Source organism: Enterobacter cloacae complex sp. IR5441 (assembly GCF_049238215.1).
In the GTDB taxonomy this organism is placed as follows: Bacteria; Pseudomonadota; Gammaproteobacteria; order Enterobacterales; family Enterobacteriaceae; genus Enterobacter; species Enterobacter hormaechei_C.
Genome location: NZ_JBMKIA010000006.1, coordinates 106,131 through 122,377 on the forward strand (window position 1 = coordinate 106,131; position 16,247 = coordinate 122,377).

Here is a 16,247-nt window from a genome sequence, read left to right on the forward strand (position 1 = left end):
AAAATGTTCGGAAAATTGACACTGGATGCAGTGCCCTACCATGAACCGATTATTATGGTTACGGTGGCTGCAATTATCATTGGTGGCGCGGCCTTAGTTGGCCTGATCACTTACTTCGGTAAGTGGAGCTACCTGTGGAATGAGTGGCTGACTTCGGTTGACCACAAAAAACTCGGTATCATGTACTGCATCGTCGGTATCGTCATGTTAATTCGTGGCTTTGCGGATGCAATCATGATGCGTAGCCAGCAGGCGCTTGCGTCTGCGGGCGAAGCCGGCTTCCTGCCACCGCACCACTACGATCAGATCTTTACCGCCCACGGCGTTATCATGATCTTCTTCGTGGCGATGCCGCTGGTAATCGGTCTGATGAACGTGGTCGTTCCGCTGCAAATCGGCGCGCGCGACGTTGCGTTCCCGTTCCTGAACAACCTGAGCTTCTGGTTCACGGTTGTCGGCGTTATCCTGGTTAACCTGTCACTGGGTGTGGGCGAATTTGCTCAGACTGGCTGGCTGGCCTACCCGCCGCTGTCGGGAATTGAGTACAGTCCGGGCGTGGGCGTTGACTACTGGATTTGGGCGCTTCAGCTCTCCGGTGTCGGTACCACCCTGACCGGTATTAACTTCTTCGTGACCATCCTGAAGATGCGTGCACCAGGTATGACGATGTTCAAGATGCCAGTATTTACCTGGGCATCTCTGTGCGCCAACGTCCTGATTATCGCGTCGTTCCCAATTCTGACCGTCACCATCGCGCTGCTGACCCTGGATCGCTATCTGGGTACCCATTTCTTCACGAATGATATGGGTGGCAACATGATGATGTACATCAACCTGATTTGGGCCTGGGGTCACCCGGAAGTGTACATCCTGGTTCTGCCGGTGTTCGGTGTGTTCTCCGAAATCGCGGCAACCTTCTCGCGCAAACGCCTGTTTGGTTACACCTCTCTGGTGTGGGCAACCGTATGTATTACCGTCCTGTCGTTCATCGTCTGGCTGCACCACTTCTTCACCATGGGTGCGGGTGCCAACGTAAACGCCTTCTTCGGTATTACCACCATGATTATCGCGATCCCGACCGGGGTTAAGATCTTCAACTGGCTGTTCACCATGTACCAGGGTCGTATCGTGTTCCACTCAGCTATGCTGTGGACCATCGGCTTCATCGTGACCTTCTCCGTAGGTGGGATGACCGGCGTACTGCTGGCGGTACCAGGTGCTGACTTCGTTCTGCACAACAGTCTGTTCCTGATTGCGCACTTCCATAACGTTATCATCGGTGGCGTGGTCTTCGGCTGCTTCGCTGGTGTGACCTACTGGTGGCCAAAAGCGTTCGGTTTCACCCTGAACGAAAAATGGGGTAAACGCGCGTTCTGGTTCTGGATCATCGGCTTCTTCGTGGCGTTTATGCCGCTGTACGTGCTGGGCTTCATGGGGATGACCCGTCGTCTGAGCCAGCAGATCGATCCGCAGTTCCACCCAATGCTGATGGTTGCAGCGGGCGGCGCAGCGCTGATTGCCTGCGGTATTCTGTGCCAGCTGATTCAGTACTACGTGTCTATCCGTGACCGTAACCTGAACCGCGACCTGACCGGTGACCCATGGGGTGGCCGTACGCTGGAGTGGGCGACCTCTTCTCCGCCTCCGTTCTATAACTTTGCCGTAGTGCCGCACATTCACGAGCGTGATGCATTCTGGGAAATGAAAGAAAAAGGTGAAGCGTACAAGCAACCTGAGCATTACGAAGAGATCCATATGCCGAAAAACAGCGCCGCGGGCATGGTCATTGCCGCTTTCGCAACGGTATTTGGTTTCGCAATGATCTGGCACATCTGGTGGATGGCGATTGTTGGCTTCGCTGGCATCGTAATCAGCTGGATTGTGAAGAGCTTTGACGAGGACGTGGACTACTACGTACCAGTCCGTGAAGTTGAAAAGCTGGAAAACCAGCATTTTGACGAGATTTCTAAAGCGGGGCTGAAAAATGGCAACTGATACTCTGGCGCACTCAACTGCCCACGCGCATGAACATGCGCACCATGATACAGGACCGACGAAAGTCTTCGGTTTCTGGATCTACCTGATGAGCGACTGCATCCTGTTCTGCTGTCTGTTCGCAACCTATGCCGTTCTGGTGAACGGCACAGCGGGCGGCCCGACCGGTAAGGACATCTTTGAACTGCCGTTCGTTCTGGTTGAAACCGCACTGCTGTTATTCAGCTCCATCACCTACGGCATGGCGGCTATCGCCATGTACAAAAACAACAAGAGCCAGGTTGTCTCCTGGCTGGCGTTGACCTGGCTGTTTGGTGCTGGCTTTATCGGGATGGAAATCTATGAATTCCATCACCTGATCATGGAAGGTTTCGGCCCGGATCGTAGCGGCTTCCTGTCAGCGTTCTTCGCGCTGGTAGGCACCCACGGTCTGCACGTGACCTCGGGTCTGATCTGGATGGCGGTGCTGATGTTCCAGATCTCCCGTCGCGGCCTGACCAGTACTAACCGTACCCGTATTATGTGCCTGAGCCTGTTCTGGCACTTCCTGGACGTGGTATGGATCTGTGTGTTCTCTGTTGTCTATCTGATGGGGGCGATGTAATGAGTCATTCTAACGATCATGGCGCTTCCCACGGCAGCGTAAAAACCTACATGACAGGCTTCATCCTGTCGATCATTCTGACGGTGATCCCGTTCTGGATGGTGATGAACGGTTCTGCATCTAAGCCGGTTATCCTGGGCGCAATCCTGGTGACCGCGGTGATTCAGATTCTGGTGCATCTGGTTTGCTTCCTGCACATGAACACCAAGTCCGATGAAGGCTGGAACATGACGGCCTTTATCTTTACCGTGATTATCATCGCTATCCTGGTAGTCGGTTCCATCTGGATTATGTGGAACCTTAACTACAACATGATGGTTCACTAAGAGCGGCGAGTATGTTTAAGCAATACCTGCAAGTCACGAAACCAGGCATCATCTTTGGCAACCTGATCTCCGTAATCGGAGGGTTCCTGCTGGCCTCTAAAGGCAGCATTGATTACACCCTCTTTATTTACACGCTGGTCGGTGTGTCACTGGTGGTTGCGTCCGGTTGTGTATTTAACAACTACATCGACATGGATATCGACAAGAAGATGGAAAGGACCAAAAATCGGGTGCTGGTTAAAGGCCTGATTGCTCCTTCCGTCTCGCTGGTGTACGCCACCTTGCTGGGTATTGCTGGCTTTATGCTGCTGTGGTTTGGTGCTAACCCGCTGGCCTGCTGGCTGGGGGTGATGGGGTTCGTGGTATATGTGGGCGTCTACAGCCTGTATATGAAACGTCACTCCGTCTACGGCACGCTGATTGGTTCTCTCTCCGGCGCGGCGCCGCCGGTGATTGGCTACTGCGCCGTCACGAACGAGTTCGACAGCGGTGCGCTCATCTTGCTGGCTATCTTTAGCCTGTGGCAGATGCCGCACTCCTACGCCATCGCGATTTTCCGCTTTAAGGATTATCAGGCGGCGAACATTCCGGTTCTGCCGGTCGTGAAAGGCATTTCGGTTGCCAAGAACCACATCACGCTCTACATCATCGCTTTTGCCGTGGCAACGCTGATGCTCTCTCTGGGCGGTTACGCCGGATATAAATATCTGGTGGTAGCAGCTGCGGTGAGCGTATGGTGGCTCGGCATGGCCCTGCGCGGTTATAAAGTGGAAGATGACAAGGTCTGGGCACGCAAGCTGTTTGTGTTCTCGATTGTCGCCATCACCTCCCTGTCCGTGATGATGTCCGTAGACTTCATGGTGCCAGATTCACAACACCTGCTGACTTACGTCTGGTAAGAAGACTGATGTAAAAACGCCGGGTTTAGCCCGGCGTTTTTTTATGGGTACGGCGTAACCCCTTTCTTTAACAGTATATTGCCGTATTTCGCGGTCTCGCCCGTCACCACGATGGCGTACGCTTTCTGTGCCCGCGCATAAAACGCATAACGGTCAATACGCGTAATCCCCTCCCCTTCCGCCTCACCAAAGAGTGCGTTGCGATAGCGCGCTTCTACCTGTATATCGAGCGTATCCCCGTCGACAGGGGCCATCATCACCAGCGGTGGCGCATAGCTGTCCAGTTCAAACAGCGGTATCACCGCGGCCAGCAAATCGCTGATGAGCAGGCCATCTGCGCGGATCGTCTTTGGCCCCAGGCTATGCGCGGGAAAGTGAGCATCTGCAAAAATAATCTCGTCACCATGACCCATTTCTGCCAGCGTTTTCAGCAGCTCGGGTGAAATCAGAGGGGATATCGTTTTAAGCACAAGGTTGCTCCTCAGGATAGAAATAACGGTAACGATAGTGGACCCGATCGCGAGCAGCCTCAGCGCTGGCCGTTTCTCCGACGCCCCACCATCCGTACAAAGACGCCCCCAGCACGGTCGTATCAGCCTCTTCAAGAACCTTCACCGGGATCCCAAGCGCATTGGACTTGAGCTGATTCCACAGCATATTGCGGCTACCTCCCCCCACCAGCAGGAGTTCACGCGCCTTAAATTGCGCGATCGCCTCCAGCGCCAGGCATTTTTCTTGCAGATGCACCGTGAGTCCTTCCAGGGCTGCGCGGTAAAAATGGGCTGGCGTGGTGGTGAGCGTAACGCCCTGCCAGCCGGCGAGTGGAGAATCGAGCAGTTGGGTATTCATCGTGACGCCATCCGCGCCGTTCGGAATTGCCGCCGCCTGAGCCAGAATAGTGTCCCAGTCGGTACCAGGCGACCAGAACAGCGCGCGGATCCACTCCAGTACGCCAGACGCCAGATATTGCATTCCCGGATTATAGAGCCCCGTCCGGCTATCCAGTTCGCAGGTTGCGCCCGGGTATTGCCCCAGCAAAGCGGTATCAACCTGCGTGGTGCGCGCCATTAAAATCTCCCAGGTACCCGAAGAGAGAACTGGCTCATTAATTCCCGCCCCGGCGCCAAAAAGGGCAAACTGCGTGTCGTGCCCGGCGGAGATCACCGGCACACCGCAAGGCAATCCGAGCCTGGATGCAGCGTCGGGCCGCAATTCACCAATCCTTTCTCCGGGGGAAACCAGCGGCGGGAAAAGGGAATGAGGCACGCCGATCTTGCTTAAGATCGTTTCACTGAAGCGCTGCTGATGCAGATCGAACATCTGACTGGTACCGGCCATCGTGAGATCGGTCGTCATCTTTCCGGTCAGGCGATGGTTGATTAGCGAGGAGATAAAAAGCCAGGCGTGAGCACGCTGTAACAGATCGGGATGGTTGTCCTGAAGCCAGCCCAGCTTATACAACGTGTTAAAACTAAACTGCCCAACGCCGGTGATCTGCTGTAGTTCTGCCGGGGAGCATGAACGGGCAATCGCTTCCATCACCGGCACGGTTCGCGGGCACTTCCAGCTGATGATCGGGTAAAGCAGTTCTCCCCGCTCATCTACCAGTGCGCCATCCACGCCAAAGGTCGTCACACTCATTCCGCACAGTTGATGCTCGCTCAGCGCTGCGCTGATTTTCTGACAACAGACGGCAAACCGTTGCATGATGGCGTCGAGCGACCACTGGTGCCAGGCCGGATTTTCAGCGGCGCTTTCGCTTTCGTTCGCCACCGCGGCGCGCGCCACAATATTCCCTTCGGGATCCAGCGCAATGGCGCGCACGTTCGTCGCGCCACAATCGAGAACCAGAAAACATTTTTTCATCGCGGTCCCCACAGGCTGCCAGCCCGCCGGAGCAGGCTGGCAGGCCGGATTAATGTTTGTATAACGGTCCGTAATTTTCACAGGCGCGGTAATCCTGCCCTTCCGGATCCATACCGTGAGCGCCCCAGGCCGTCGGCCGATAAATCAGCGCCTCCGGTACGTTATGCATGCATACAGGGATGCGCAGCATGGACGCCAGGGTGATGAAATCAGCGCCGACGTGCCCGACGGTTAATACCCCGTGGTTAGCGCCCCAGTTCGCCATCACTGAATAGACGTCGCTGAACGGGCCTTTACCGGTCAGGCGTGGGGCAAACCAGGTGGTGGGCCAGGTTGAATCGGTGCGCTTATTCAGAATGTCATGTACGTGTTCCGGCAGCTCAACGCTCCAGCCTTCCGCTATCTGTAATACCGGACCCACACCCTTGATGAGGTTTACGCGGGTCATGGTAAATGGCACGCCACCCCGGGTGAGGAAGTTTGATGAGAAACCGCCCCCGCGGAAGTATTCATGCACCGCCGGACACCAGTGGGTTGCGGCCAGGCACGCGCTGGCTTCCTGCTCAGTAATGTCCCAGTGTGGTTTCAGGGTCGGTTTCCCCTCGGCGTCTTTCTGCTCCGCTGTACCGTCCAGCGCCGCCGAGCCGGAGTTGATCAGATGGATAATGCCGTGCTCAGCCCGTCCAGTGAGCTTCTGGCCGGTAACACGCTCAACCGACTCCGGCGACCAGTAGGTGCGTACATCAGCAAAAATCTGCGCGGTGCCGGTCATCAGATGCCCAAACAGCATCGCTACCCCGTTAAGGCTGTCATTTTCCGTCGCCACTACCAACGGCTGGCGAATACCGTTCCAGTCGAAAGAGCTGTTCAGCAGCGCCTCTGCGGTATCGCCATTTGGATACTGATCCGTCCAGTGGCGCTGCCCCTGGAAACCGGACGCAATGGCGTTATAGCCCAGCGATTCCTCCACGCGGCCCATCGCAGCGAGTTTAGGGTTGCCCTGCATCATGTCGCGGATGCACATCGCCATTAGCAGGCTCTCCCGCAGGATCGCGGCATTTTCCTGTTCATTGCGACGATACTGCTCTGCGTTTTTATCCTCGCCGAAACGGAAATGTGCCTTCGCCCAGCTCAGGGCCAGCTCAAGTTCTTGCTCGTCGTAAATCTTATGATCGATGCGGCGACGCAGTTCGGTCATATCCACCGCCTGCACCTTCATCCCCAGCCAGGATTCAAAGAAGTTGTGATCGACAATCGAGCCCGCGATCCCCATTGAGACACCGCCCACCGACAGATAACTTTTCCCCTTCATGCTGGCGACCGCCAGGCCCGCCCGGGCGAAGCGCAACAATTTTTCCTCAACGTCTGCCGGGATGGTCTCGTCGCCCGCATCCTGTACATCGTGGCCGTAAATGGAAAACGCCGGGATCCCTTTCTGGTTATGCGCTGCCAGCGCCGCTGCGAGGTATACCGCCCCCGGACGCTCGGTGCCATTAAAGCCCCAGATCGCTTTCGGGCGCAGCGGATCCATATCAATGGTTTCACTCCCGTAACACCAGCAGGGGGTGATGGTGATCGTCAGACCAACGTGGCACGTGCTGAACTTCTCTTCGCAAGCGGCGGATTCCGCCATTCCGGCAATGCAGCTGTCGGCAATTACGCACTCTACGGGCGTACCGCAGGGGTGGCGTAATTTTTCACTGAGTAGCGCCGCCGTGGCTTTCGCCATGTTCATGGTCTGCTCTTCCAGAGACTCGCGTACGCCCATTCGGCGGCCATCAATAACAGGTCGAATGCCAATCCGGGGTAACGCTTTTATCGTTTTCATAGCCCTTCCTCACGTTGGTTAACCTATCCGTCTCAGGGGCATAGCCGTGAAAAAGCGCCCGGGCAGCACCGTGAACGGAAAGCGGTGAAATTTGCTAACTCGAATTAGCTTAGGGTTCTCACTAAAAATGAGACAAGATAAATGTGCAGGATCTGTGAGCAGTTTCACGATGAGAGGTCAAAATTCGATCAGTGTCAGGTATTACGATTCAGCAAAATCTAAACATATCGTTTGAATTCAATTAAATAACAAAATACCTTTGCACGACGTCACAATTTGAATACAAATGATTTGGCTAAATTATGACCCTAAAATAGCTTTTAAGGACGAAAGCTAAGTCGAGTTAGCTTAATAACTAAATCACTGTGGCTTGTGATTCATTGCCTTTCCAACACAGGAATTTTGCAATGTCAGAGACTCTTATTCAGATGACGCGCATCACCAAACGCTTTCCCGGCGTGCTGGCGCTGAATCAGGTTGATTTCGATTTACGCCGCGGCGAAGTTCATGCCCTGTTAGGTGAAAACGGTGCCGGCAAATCGACGCTGATGAAAATATTATCCGGTGTTTACCAACCCGATTCCGGTGAAATTCGCTTTGAAGGGCAATCCGTATCATTCAGCGATCCGCTAAGTGCTCAGCACGCAGGTATTACGATTATCCATCAGGAATTTAATCTCTTTCCCGATTTAACCGTGGAAGAGAATATCTTTATTGGCCGTGAATTCTGCAAAAATAGCCGCTGGCAGTTAGATAAACGCGCCCAGCGACAGGCGGTTGAGAAAATACTGCACACGCTGAATTTAAAAATCGCCCCGGACGCCCGCGTCAGTGAATTAACCGTAGCCCAGCAGCAGATGGTGGAAATTGCCAAAGCGATTTCGGTCAATGCCAAAGTGCTAATCATGGATGAACCCACCGCCGCGCTGACCGAAAGTGAAATCGAGAGTTTATTTGACGTCACGCGGATGCTCAAGGCTCAGGGCACGGGGATAGTCTACATCTCGCACCGTCTGGAAGAATTGGCGCTGATCGCCGATCGCGCGACCGTCATGCGCGACGGACAATACATCGCCACCGTAGATTATGAAACGGTTCAGATCGGCGAGCTTATCGCCATGATGGTTGGCCGCAATCTCGATAACATCTACCCAAAACGCCCGCCGCATCAGCGCAGAGAAAAAGTGCTGGAGGTGAATGGCCTGACGCGAAATGGTGTACTGCACGACATCAACTTTACCCTCTGGCGCGGTGAGATCCTCGGCCTCGCTGGCTTAATGGGCGCAGGCCGAACGGAACTGGGCCGGGCCCTGTTTGGCGCCGATGCGATCGACGCCGGTACCCTGACGCTGAACGGCACCCCCACACGGATTAAAGACGTGGCTGACGCCATTGAGAAAGGCATCAGCTATTTAACAGAAGACCGCAAAAAAGAGGGACTCGCCCTCGGCCTTTCCGTTGAGATGAACATTATGCTCGGCAATTACCCGGACTACGCCGGCGCCGCGGGTAATGTCGATGAAAAGCGCTGCCGGGAGTCCAGCCAGAAACTGGTGGATGCGCTGCGAATAAAAACGCCGCATCTGGAACAGGCGGCACTGAATTTAAGCGGCGGTAATCAACAGAAGATCATTATTGCCCGCTGGGTCTGTAAAGATACCGATATTTTAATTTTTGATGAGCCAACCCGGGGAATTGATGTTGGCGCCAAGCTGGAAATTTATGAACTAATGAACCGCCTTGTCGCTAAAGGTAAATCGATCATCATGATTTCATCCGAACTGCCGGAAGTATTAGGAATGTGCGACCGCATACTTGTGATGCGCAGCGGCCACATTGCCGGCGAAATAGAGGCTGAGCACGCCACCCAGGAAAAAATCATGCAATACGCCACGCTGGAGGATTAATCATGTCCGTTACCGTTCCATCGCCGCAAAGCGGAAGTCATACGATGAAAATAAATAAAGCGCTCCTGATGCGTCTGGCGCCTCTTTTTAGCCTGGTATTGCTGGTTCTGTTTTTCAGCTTCAGCTCACCGTTCTTCTTTAATACTGAAAATATCATGACTATCGCCCTGCAAACGGCGGTGATTGGCATCATGGCCATTGGCGTAACCTTTGTGATTATTACCGCCGGGATCGACCTGTCGCTCGGATCGGTGGTGGCGTTCTCAGGGGTTGCGGTGGGCATCGCCGCCGGGTTTGGTATGCCGCTGCCGGTCTGTATTCTGGCAGGCGTGCTCGCCGGCGGGCTTTGCGGCTATGTGAACGCGTTTCTGGTCACCAAAATGACCATACCACCGTTTATTGCCACCCTCGGCTTAATGATGTCGGTACGCGGCATCAATATGGTGATGACCGATGGCCGCGCGATTTATTTTTCTGACTACCCGCAGTTCAAGCTGCTAGCGCAGGGTCGCCTGTTCGACGTCCTGCCTTATCCGGTGTTCTACCTGGTCATCGTGGCACTGATCGCCATGTGGATCCTGAAGAAAACGGTGATGGGCCGCTATATCTACGCTGTCGGCAGCAATGAAACGGCGGCACATCTTTCCGGGATCAAAGTCCAGCGAGTGAAAATTTTCGTTTACGCCTTATGCGGCCTGTTAACCGGCGTGGCCGGGGTGATCCTCGCCTCTCGTCTCAATTCAGGCCAGCCAACCGTAGGCGTGGGTTATGAGCTGGAAGCCATTGCGGCGGTAGTGATCGGCGGTACCAGTCTGATGGGCGGCGTGGGCACGATTGGCGGCACCATCATAGGCGCGTTCATTATGAGCGTGCTGAAAAACGGCCTCAATCTCATGGGCGTGTCCCAGTTCTGGCAGATGGTGGCGATGGGCGTGGTCGTCGTTGCCGCCGTCTACCTGGACACGTTACGTAAAAGAATGCGTTAGGTTCTCGATACAACAAGCCCTGCCAACCCTACAACGGAGCAAATAATGAAAACCAGCCATATCCTGAGCGCCCTGTCGCTCGTTGCCATCCTGTCCAGCAGCGCGCTGGCAAAAGATTTGAACCTGCCGGTAGTCAGTAAAGGTTACCAGCACGAATTCTGGCAGACGGTCAAAATGGGGACGGAAGCTGCCGCAAAAGAGTTGGGTGACAAAACCAGCTACGTTGGCCCTGCCGATGAAACGCAAATCGCCGAGCAGATCCAGTTAGTCGAAAACACCATGGCACAAAAGCCAAACGGCCTGTTGCTGGCCGCGCTTGATGCAAACGCCCTTGCCCCGCTGGTCGAAACCGCCAACAGCCGGGGGATCAAAGTGGTGACCTTCGACTCGGGCGTGAACTCCGATATCCCGGCCAGCTTTGTCGCCACCAATAACCGTAAGGCGGGCGCACAGGCTGCGGATGCGCTGGCGGAGCAGGTAGGCCAGAAGGGGAAAGTGGGTATTATCGCCCACGTAGCCGGAACGACGTCCGCCATTGAGCGCTCTGAAGGATTCAGCGAGCGAATGAAAGAGAAGTACCCGAATATTCAGGTACTGCCGGTGCAATATAGCGATGGCGACCCGCAAAAAGCGATGGATAAAACCATTGATATGGTTCAGGCCAACCCGGATATCGCCGGTATTTATGCCACCAACGAAGGCTCAACCCTGGGCGTTGCGAACGCTATCGACAGCCAGAATCTGAAGGGCAAAGTGAAAGTCATCGGTTTTGACAGCACCGAAGCCATCATTAACTTCCTCAAAAACGGCGTGATTCAGGGCTTCGTGGTGCAGGACGCGTACCAGATTGGTTATCAGGGCATAAAGGCGCTGAACGCGGTGATTTCCGGACAGACGGTGGCTAAGGAAATTGATATTCCAGTGAAATATGTCAATGCGCAGAATATCAACACCCCTGAAATTGATAAACTGTTACATCCGTTTGGTAAAAAATAAGGAAGTTTATGATGAGTGACGGCTATTTCCTCGGGGTCGATGTGGGTTCAGCCAGCGTTCGTGCTGGGCTTTACTCTGCGCAAGGCGAGCGTTTGAGCTTCGCGACCCGTCCGATTTCGCAGTTTCACGCCAGCAACGCGCGCGTGGAACAGTCCTCCGCGGAGATCTGGCAGCAGGTTTGCGCGGTGGTGCGGGAAGCCGTCGACTCCTCTGGGATCTCACCCGACGCCATTTGTTCGATTGGCTTCGACGCCACGTGCTCGCTGGTCGCGCTGGATGCTGAGGGTAACGGCCTGAGCGTGTCCCCCGACAGTCCGGCATCGCAGGACATCATTATGTGGATGGATCATCGTGCTCACGAAGAAACCGTTCGCATCAATGCCACACGCGATCCGGCCCTGTGCTACGTGGGCGGCGAGGTGAGTATTGAAATGGAACTGCCAAAACTGCTGTGGTTGCAGCGACATCATCCTGAAACCTGGAATCAGGCCTGGCGCTTTTTCGACCTTGCCGATTTTCTGGTCTGGAAAGCGACGGGCCAGGACGCCGCCAGCCTGTGCACCCTCACCTGCAAATGGAACTACCTTGCGCATGAGGCGCAGTTCAGCGAATCGCTGCTCAGGGAGGTGGGGCTCGAGACCTTACTGACAAAAATTCCCGATACTATTCTGGACGTCGCTGAATGCGTCGGGAAACTCAGCCCACAGGCAGCGCAAGCTCTGGGGTTGCCCGAAGAGGTGGTTGTGGCAAGCGGCATGATCGATGCCCACGCGGGTGGCGTGGCGCTGACGGGCTCACACCCGGAGGGCACGCTGGCGCTCATCAGCGGAACCTCGAACTGCCATATGCTTGCCAGTCAGACGGAGATCCATACGCCCGGCGTCTGGGGGCCTTACTGGAGCGCCATGCTGCCGGGCTACTGGCTGACGGAAGGCGGGCAAAGTGCTGCCGGGGCACTGGTCGACTGGACGTTGCGCGAGCACGGAGCCAGCGCAGACCTGTTTGCAAAAGCAGAAGCGGCGCAACGCCATCCGGTGGCGCTGCTCAACGACTGGGTAGCCGCGCTTGAACAGGAAGAAAAATATCCCACCCGCAACCTGCACATTCTGGCCGATCACCACGGCAACCGCTCGCCGCGTTCGCGTCCGGATGCGCGGGGCAGCGTGGTCGGTCTGACATTAGAAACCGGTGAACGTGCGCTGGCGAGGCTCTACCTGGCCACGCTACAGGCCATAGCCTATGGCACACGACATATTATGGCTACCCTTAAACATCACGGGCACACCTTGTCGCGCATTGTCATTTGTGGAGGAGCCACCCATAACCGGCTCTGGCTGCGGGAGTATGCCGATGCCACGGGCTGCGATATTCATCTCTTAGCCGAAGAAGATGCCGTCACTCTCGGCGCGGCCATTTGCGGCGCTGTGGCGAGCGGTGCATGGGCAACGCTCACCGATGCCACCCGGGAAATGGTCAAAGCCGGCGACATCATCACCCGTCGGCCGGAAACCGCGGCTTTCCACCGGCAAAAATATGAGGCGTACCTGATGCTGTGGACCCAGCAGCAGGCGCTTAATCTCCTGATGCAACAGGAAATATAATGGCAGGATGCGTATGCTTTATCAGCAGTTTTTTACGTACGTTAAGGATTGAGGCGTAGCGATGGCCAAAACAGTTGAACAGATAGCGAAGGATCTGAATTTATCCGTCACCACCGTGCGGCTGGTACTGAGCGGGAAAGCCGAACAGTATCGGATCAGCGTGAAAACACAGTCCCGAATTAATGAACACGTCGAGCGCTTCGGCTATACCCTCAACCATTCGGCGCGCAGTCTTAAGCTAAACAAAACCGAGACGCTGGGACTCATCGTACCCAACATCTCGAACGTGTTCTTTGCAACGCTCGCCGAGAAACTCGAACTGCGCTGCCGCCGTTCGGGCTACCAGCTGATGATCAGCTGTACTTACAACGATGTGGATTACGAAAACAAGCTGGTCAAAGCCCTGATGGCGCGCAACGTGGACGGCTTGTTTATCGTTCCCTCGACGCTGGAAAACCAGCAGCATCATTTGCGGCAGATCCAAAAACCACTGGTGCTCCTCGACCGGGATTTTGGCTTTACTGACAACGCGCTGGTTGAGAGTCATAACGAGGCCGGGGGGGATGAACTGGCCCGCAACATGCTGGCAGAGAGAAAAACGCCGCTCTGGTTCCTTGTGGGCGATACCGCACTGCCCAGTATTACGGACCGTCTGAACGGCTACTTACAGGCCCTGAAAACAGCCGGTATTCACCATCGCGAGTGGGTCATCGAAGGGCCGGACAATACGCCGGAGGGCGGATATGCCCTGATGGATTCGCTTATCGACAGCCAGGGTGTTCCGCAGGCGTTTATCGCCTCATCGTTACCCGTTCTGGAAGGGGCAATCGAAGCCCTGCGGACGCGTACCGGCACCGTGCCCCAACACATCAATATCGGCACCTTCGATGAGCACCCCATGCTGGGGTTCCTGCCTAACAGCGTCTGGTCCATGCAGCAGGATGAAGATACCTGGGCGGAAAAAGCGTTTGAACTGATGCAGCGAGCCATCGACGGCGAAGCGGTTAACGAGACGGCGAAAGTCGATATGAAGCTGGTCAAACGTTCCCGCCAGTAAAAATAAAACTGTACCCGGAGAATAAAAAATGGAACGAGCCCGATTAGCCAGAGACATTATCGACACCTGCCTTGAGATGACCCGCATGGGGTTAAATCAGGGCACCGCCGGCAATATCAGCGTTCGCTATCGCGACGGCATGCTGATTACGCCGACCGGAATTCCCTACGAGCATCTGACCGAAGAGAGTATCGTCTATGTAGATGCACAGGGGCGACACGAAGAAGATAAACTGCCCTCCAGCGAATGGCGTTTTCATCAGGTTGTGTATCAGACCCGCCCGGATGCTAACGCCGTCGTCCATAACCATGCGGTTAACTGTACCGCCGTCTCGATACTCAACCGCCCCATTCCTGCTATTCACTATATGATTGCCGCCGCCGGGGGAAACTCCATTCCCTGCGCCCCTTACGCGACCTTCGGGACGCGCGCGCTGTCAGAGCATGTCGCGGTCGCATTACGCGATCGCAAAGCGACGCTCTTACAGCACCACGGCCTGATAACCTGCGAAGAAAATCTTGAAAAGGCACTGTGGCTGGCGCAGGAGGTAGAGGTGCTGGCAAAACTCTACCTGGCCACGCTGGCGATAGTAGATCCCGTTCCTGTACTCAGTGTACGATGAAATTGCCATTGTTCTTGAGAAATTCAAAAGCTACGGATTGCGCGTCGAGGCGTAATTTTTTATCCGGGGGTGCTTTTATCACACCCTCGTAATATCTCTTAAACAAACACCTATTTACCGCACTTATCACCCCGCCTAAACTATGGCCTGCTTTTTGGTAGAGGTGGTAATGAACGATTATAAAATGACGCCAGGCGAACTGCGTGCGACCTGGGGTTTAGGGACTGTTTTCTCGCTGCGGATGCTTGGCATGTTTATGGTCCTGCCCGTTCTGACCACATATGGCATGGCGTTACAGGGTGCCAGCGAAGCGCTGATTGGTCTGGCGATTGGTATCTACGGCCTGGCGCAGGCGATATTCCAGATCCCCTTTGGCCTGCTCTCCGACCGCGTGGGTCGCAAACCGCTGATTGTCGGCGGGCTGCTGGTGTTTGTACTTGGCAGCATCATCGCCGCCCTCTCCCACTCCATCTGGGGAATTATTCTTGGGCGCGCCCTGCAAGGTTCCGGGGCGATTGCCGCCGCCGTGATGGCGCTGCTGTCAGACTTAACCCGCGAGCAAAACCGCACCAAAGCCATGGCGTTTATCGGCGTCAGCTTCGGCGTCACGTTTGCCATTGCCATGGTGCTGGGGCCTGTTATCACTCATGCGCTCGGCCTGCACGCCCTGTTCTGGATGATTGCGGTGCTGGCGACCATTGGGATCGCACTCACGCTGTGGGTTGTGCCTGACAGTAAAAACCACGTCCTCAACCGTGAATCCGGGATGGTGAAAGGCTGCTTCAGCAAAGTCATCGCCGAGCCGCGCCTGCTTAAGCTGAACTTCGGCATTATGTGCCTGCACATTCTGCTGATGTCCACCTTCGTCGCCCTGCCCGGTCAACTTGCCGCAGCCGGTTTCCCGGCGGCAGAGCACTGGAAAATTTATCTGGTCACAATGCTGATCTCGTTTGTCTCCGTTGTGCCCTTCATTATTTACGCCGAAGTGAAGCGCAAAATGAAACGCGTCTTCGTGGGCTGCGTGGCGTTATTGCTGATTGCCGAGATTGTGCTGTGGGGCGCTGGCCCGCATTTCTGGGAACTGATCGCCGGCGTACAGCTGTTCTTCCTGGCGTTTAATCTGATGGAAGCCCTGCTGCCGTCGCTTATCAGCAAAGAGTCTCCGGCAGGATACAAAGGCACCGCGATGGGCATTTACTCCACCAGCCAGTTTCTCGGCGTGGCGATCGGCGGGTCGCTCGGCGGCTGGGTGGACGGTCTGTTTGACTCCCAGACCGTTTTCCTCGCCGGTGCGCTGCTGGCGATGCTCTGGCTGTTTGTTGCCAGCACCATGAAAGAGCCGCGCTATGTAAGTAGCCTGCGGGTAGAAATTCCCGATGACGTGGCAATCGGTGACGCGTTAAAACAGCGTCTGGAAGCGACAGAGGGCGTGAGCGAAGTGCTGATTGTCCCGGAAGAGCGCAGTGCGTATGTCAAAATTGACAGCAAAGTGACTAACCGCTTTGAGGTGGAGCAGGCGCTGAAGGCCTGAAAAAATGCCCGGTTTAGCCGGGCATGATT

13 protein-coding genes and 1 pseudogene are annotated in these 16,247 nt (G+C 55.3%); 11 read left to right on the top strand and 3 right to left on the bottom strand.

The window, feature by feature from the left end; translation table 11 throughout:
- The first annotated feature begins 3 nt into the window (after positions 1 to 3).
- The 4 genes from cyoB to cyoE are packed head-to-tail and all read left to right on the top strand — an operon-like array spanning position 4 to position 3,824.
- Entirely contained in the window at positions 4 to 1,995 is a 1,992-nt protein-coding gene (cyoB, locus tag ACOTX5_RS09580; RefSeq protein ID WP_017383189.1) for a cytochrome o ubiquinol oxidase subunit I, read from the top strand.
- A complete protein-coding gene (locus ACOTX5_RS09585) occupies positions 1,985 to 2,599 on the top strand; it encodes a cytochrome o ubiquinol oxidase subunit III (RefSeq protein ID WP_003859057.1) in 615 nt (204 codons plus the stop codon). Before cyoB ends, ACOTX5_RS09585 begins: the two co-directional genes overlap by 11 nt.
- Positions 2,599 to 2,925, top strand: a complete 327-nt coding sequence (locus tag ACOTX5_RS09590; protein WP_006809888.1) for a cytochrome o ubiquinol oxidase subunit IV — start codon at positions 2,599 to 2,601, stop codon at positions 2,923 to 2,925. Before ACOTX5_RS09585 ends, ACOTX5_RS09590 begins: the two co-directional genes overlap by 1 nt.
- Before the next feature lie 11 nt (positions 2,926 to 2,936).
- A complete protein-coding gene (gene cyoE / locus ACOTX5_RS09595; protein WP_017383188.1) occupies positions 2,937 to 3,824 on the top strand; it encodes a heme o synthase in 888 nt (295 codons plus the stop codon).
- A gap of 41 nt (positions 3,825 to 3,865) precedes the next feature.
- Here cyoE and fucU read toward each other — a convergent pair whose 3' ends face one another.
- From fucU to fucI, 3 genes are read right to left on the bottom strand one after another with little or no spacing between them, the layout of a single operon-like run.
- A complete protein-coding gene (gene fucU, locus ACOTX5_RS09600) occupies positions 3,866 to 4,294 on the bottom strand; it encodes an L-fucose mutarotase (RefSeq protein WP_022650472.1) in 429 nt (142 codons plus the stop codon).
- A complete protein-coding gene (gene fucK / locus ACOTX5_RS09605) occupies positions 4,287 to 5,690 on the bottom strand; it encodes an L-fuculokinase (protein WP_045911140.1) in 1,404 nt (467 codons plus the stop codon). Before fucK ends, fucU begins: the two co-directional genes overlap by 8 nt.
- Positions 5,691 to 5,739: 49 nt before the next feature.
- Positions 5,740 to 7,518 carry an L-fucose isomerase gene (fucI, locus tag ACOTX5_RS09610; RefSeq protein WP_045327588.1) on the bottom strand — a complete coding sequence of 593 codons (1,779 nt, stop codon included), beginning with the start codon at positions 7,516 to 7,518 and terminating at the stop codon, positions 5,740 to 5,742.
- Positions 7,519 to 7,925: 407 nt separating this feature from the next.
- Here fucI and ACOTX5_RS09615 point away from each other — a divergent pair, with 407 nt between their 5' ends.
- The 7 genes and pseudogenes from ACOTX5_RS09615 to ACOTX5_RS09645 all read left to right on the top strand — a co-directional run bounded on the left by ACOTX5_RS09615 (position 7,926) and on the right by ACOTX5_RS09645 (position 16,218).
- On the top strand, positions 7,926 to 9,425 hold the full coding sequence (locus ACOTX5_RS09615) for a sugar ABC transporter ATP-binding protein (RefSeq protein WP_017383184.1): 1,500 nt from the start codon (positions 7,926 to 7,928) through the stop codon (positions 9,423 to 9,425).
- 2 nt (positions 9,426 to 9,427) lie between these two features.
- On the top strand, positions 9,428 to 10,411 hold the full coding sequence (locus ACOTX5_RS09620) for an ABC transporter permease (RefSeq protein WP_017383183.1): 984 nt from the start codon (positions 9,428 to 9,430) through the stop codon (positions 10,409 to 10,411).
- Positions 10,412 to 10,456: 45 nt separating this feature from the next.
- Positions 10,457 to 11,407 (top strand): ABC transporter substrate-binding protein, encoded by a 951-nt coding sequence (locus ACOTX5_RS09625; protein WP_000858088.1) that lies wholly within the window; start codon positions 10,457 to 10,459, stop codon positions 11,405 to 11,407.
- An 11-nt stretch (positions 11,408 to 11,418) separates the two neighbouring features.
- Complete coding sequence (locus ACOTX5_RS09630; protein WP_045911110.1) at positions 11,419 to 13,008, top strand: FGGY-family carbohydrate kinase; 1,590 nt, start codon at positions 11,419 to 11,421, stop codon at positions 13,006 to 13,008.
- A gap of 61 nt (positions 13,009 to 13,069) precedes the next feature.
- Positions 13,070 to 14,065: a LacI family DNA-binding transcriptional regulator gene (locus ACOTX5_RS09635; RefSeq protein ID WP_015571284.1), complete on the top strand. Its 996-nt coding sequence runs from the start codon at positions 13,070 to 13,072 to the stop codon at positions 14,063 to 14,065.
- Between the two features lie 28 nt (positions 14,066 to 14,093).
- Positions 14,094 to 14,742: pseudogene (fucA, locus tag ACOTX5_RS09640) on the top strand (L-fuculose-phosphate aldolase).
- A gap of 114 nt (positions 14,743 to 14,856) precedes the next feature.
- On the top strand, positions 14,857 to 16,218 hold the full coding sequence (locus ACOTX5_RS09645) for an MFS transporter (RefSeq protein ID WP_017694418.1): 1,362 nt from the start codon (positions 14,857 to 14,859) through the stop codon (positions 16,216 to 16,218).
- Positions 16,219 to 16,247: the final 29 nt, after the last annotated feature.

Excerpts from the sequence above, each read along its gene's own strand:
- cyoE (WP_017383188.1), top strand. The coding sequence starts at position 2,937 with ATGTTTAAGCAATACCTGCAAGTCACGAAACCAGGCATCATCTTTGGC.
- ACOTX5_RS09615 (WP_017383184.1), top strand. The coding sequence starts at position 7,926 with ATGTCAGAGACTCTTATTCAGATGACGCGCATCACCAAACGCTTTCCC.
- fucI (WP_045327588.1), bottom strand. The coding sequence starts at position 7,518 with ATGAAAACGATAAAAGCGTTACCCCGGATTGGCATTCGACCTGTTATT.
- ACOTX5_RS09630 (WP_045911110.1), top strand. The coding sequence starts at position 11,419 with ATGAGTGACGGCTATTTCCTCGGGGTCGATGTGGGTTCAGCCAGCGTT.
- cyoB (WP_017383189.1), top strand. The coding sequence starts at position 4 with ATGTTCGGAAAATTGACACTGGATGCAGTGCCCTACCATGAACCGATT.
- ACOTX5_RS09635 (WP_015571284.1), top strand. The coding sequence starts at position 13,070 with ATGGCCAAAACAGTTGAACAGATAGCGAAGGATCTGAATTTATCCGTC.
- ACOTX5_RS09585 (WP_003859057.1), top strand. The coding sequence starts at position 1,985 with ATGGCAACTGATACTCTGGCGCACTCAACTGCCCACGCGCATGAACAT.
- ACOTX5_RS09590 (WP_006809888.1), top strand. The coding sequence starts at position 2,599 with ATGAGTCATTCTAACGATCATGGCGCTTCCCACGGCAGCGTAAAAACC.
- ACOTX5_RS09620 (WP_017383183.1), top strand. The coding sequence starts at position 9,428 with ATGTCCGTTACCGTTCCATCGCCGCAAAGCGGAAGTCATACGATGAAA.
- ACOTX5_RS09625 (WP_000858088.1), top strand. The coding sequence starts at position 10,457 with ATGAAAACCAGCCATATCCTGAGCGCCCTGTCGCTCGTTGCCATCCTG.
- fucK (WP_045911140.1), bottom strand. The coding sequence starts at position 5,690 with ATGAAAAAATGTTTTCTGGTTCTCGATTGTGGCGCGACGAACGTGCGC.
- ACOTX5_RS09645 (WP_017694418.1), top strand. The coding sequence starts at position 14,857 with ATGAACGATTATAAAATGACGCCAGGCGAACTGCGTGCGACCTGGGGT.